At 57.9% G+C, this 252-nt stretch carries 1 protein-coding gene; it reads left to right on the forward strand.

Annotation, left to right across the window (positions count from 1 at the left end; translation table 11 throughout):
• Positions 1–62: 62 nt before the first annotated feature.
• Positions 63–252: hypothetical protein (locus Q0V21_RS32785; RefSeq protein ID WP_301882611.1), on the forward strand; the 190-nt coding region annotated here is incomplete at its 3' end.

The following is a 252-nucleotide window of genomic DNA, read 5'->3' on the forward strand; positions in this document are numbered from 1 at the left end:
CCATGGCTTTTTAAAGACTTATTGCCTTCGCTATGCTCGGTGGGCAACTTTTCGAGAGGCTCGTGTACTTCGTTAACTCGCTGAATAAAAAGGCTACTCACGGGGCTGACGCTTCGGCGGGCGGATCGGGCTGTGGGCCGCTGTTGGCTCGGGATTTCTTTTTCATTCCCCCTCAGCAGGGGAAATCCCGCTCCAAACGCGGACGCCTCGCTCCCTCTGCTCCGATTCCGCCCTCCTTCGCTGCAACGCTCG

The sequence above is a fragment of the Paenibacillus sp. 11B genome (assembly GCF_030487755.1).
GTDB classification, from domain to species: Bacteria; Bacillota; Bacilli; order Paenibacillales; family Paenibacillaceae; genus Paenibacillus; species Paenibacillus vandeheii.